The following is a 1,649-nucleotide window of genomic DNA, read 5'->3' as shown; positions in this document are numbered from 1 at the left end:
ATTGGACTTTTAACAAAAAAAGAGGCAAGAGCTTCTATCTCTGCCGATTGCAGAGTGTGTTGTCACCGGGCAACATGAGTGCAAGCAATCAACGTTAAGCTGCTTTTTTCTTCTTTTTCAGTCTAGCCCGCCCCCGTTTGATAATGGGTCGTCTCGGTCTGTGAGGTAAGGTGGTTCCAACGGTGCGCCCCGGAGATTTACCTCGGGGTTTGGACTCAGCAGCCGGGGTGCCAATCTGCCGAATAATTCGCGTGAAGTCACGCTGAACCATGGCTGGTGTGCAATGGTGTTGAGTGTAATCGGGTAAAAATCGTTGCCACGGTTGCGGGAGTCCCTGAGCCAACAAGCGTGCCATCCACAATTGAGCATAAGCTAACCAGGAGAATTGAACCCAGGCTTCCTCTTGAGTGACATCAGGGGTTTGCAGGTCATTCATCATGAGGTTCTGCTTCGTGAAGCGAATGCCGTGTTCAAGATTGAAACGCTCGGTATAGCCTTGGTAGGCATTGCGGGTATCTAGCGGTCGCCGAGAGTGGCCAAAGACGATGAGCCATTGGGGTTTGAAGATGCGGTGTCCGGTGGGGTCAGTGAGCTGTACTTGGACAAGGTCAAAGGGGTGAGCATGCATGGGTTGGGCGCGTGAGCCTTTCATCAGCAGATCATGCCAACGCGTTAAGGTAACGGTCCGAAGATGGCCTTTGGTAGTGGTGGTGTCAAACCTGATTTGCTCGTCAGGGTCCCCCCACGTGGTCTCATCTTTGAGGTCGAAACGCAGGCCATACCAACGAGGATGGCCACGCCGTTTCTCAGTAGATGCCTGCGGTACCCGATAGAAGACACGATTGGCACGACTGCGGGTGACAATCACTCGATTTTCCTGAGTGCTGAAGGGATAGAGAAATCGGCGATGGCTATAATCACTATCGACCACCAGCACACACCGCTGCCCATGCCAGGGGACGGTTTCGTCATTGAGCAGACGCTCTACCTGCTGCTGCCCCACCCCGACCTTGCTCTCAAAACTGGTGACCCGTTCCACGCTGAGCGGAACAATCCAACGACGCGCCCCCGTGACCTCAGCTTCGGGGATAGCGGCCATCAGTGAATAGTTGTGCCCCAAGGTGATCGGTTTTTGGCCTGCCACCACCGTGGGTTTGTAGACCGACTCACGATCCTTAAGAGTGATGGCATGGGGGCGACTCACCGGAGTGACATCCACACCAAATAACCAATAATCCCGATGGGACGGGGACGGTACCCCCTTGGCAATTGACTGTATCCACGTCTGAGGAAATCGAGACTGAGGAGGACTCCCGTCAGGTTGGTCTGACGCGCTCACCTCATCGCGGGTTACCCCCAAGGCTCCGATAGCCGCATATAACGATCCATACTCTCGCCGAAACAGAGGGTTGAGGCTTAACTCAACAACAGACCTGGCATGGGTATTCCCACACAAGGCATCTAACAAATCCATCAGACTATCGGAGCGTTGATTGAAACTAGCGTAAACCTGATCTCGAAATTGGTTGAGTTGATTGATACGATCTTGCACATTCATGGCAATAGGCTGAGCTTCTTTTGGTTTTGCTCTTTATCGCCTATTGCCGCTTCCTAGTGCATTCCTCTCTTCAAATTTCTACAAAGTCCAA

General features: G+C 52.8%; 1 protein-coding gene. It reads right to left on the bottom strand.

The features are described 5' to 3' along the window. Nucleotides 1-94: 94 nt before the first annotated feature. Entirely contained in the window at nucleotides 95-1,558 is a 1,464-nt protein-coding gene (locus QGP82_RS07170; RefSeq protein WP_499058071.1) for a transposase, read from the bottom strand. Nucleotides 1,559-1,649 lie beyond the last annotated feature (91 nt).

Source organism: Leptothoe sp. LEGE 181152, assembly GCF_032906605.1.
GTDB classification, from domain to species: Bacteria; Cyanobacteriota; Cyanobacteriia; order Phormidesmidales; family Phormidesmidaceae; genus Leptothoe; species Leptothoe turfae.
Note: the sequence above shows the minus strand (reverse complement) of the source record. Positions and strands in the feature narration are given on the sequence as shown.

Coding starts and splice junctions, on each gene's coding strand:
- QGP82_RS07170 (WP_499058071.1), bottom strand. CDS start 1,558: ATGAATGTGCAAGATCGTATCAATCAACTCAACCAATTTCGAGATCAG.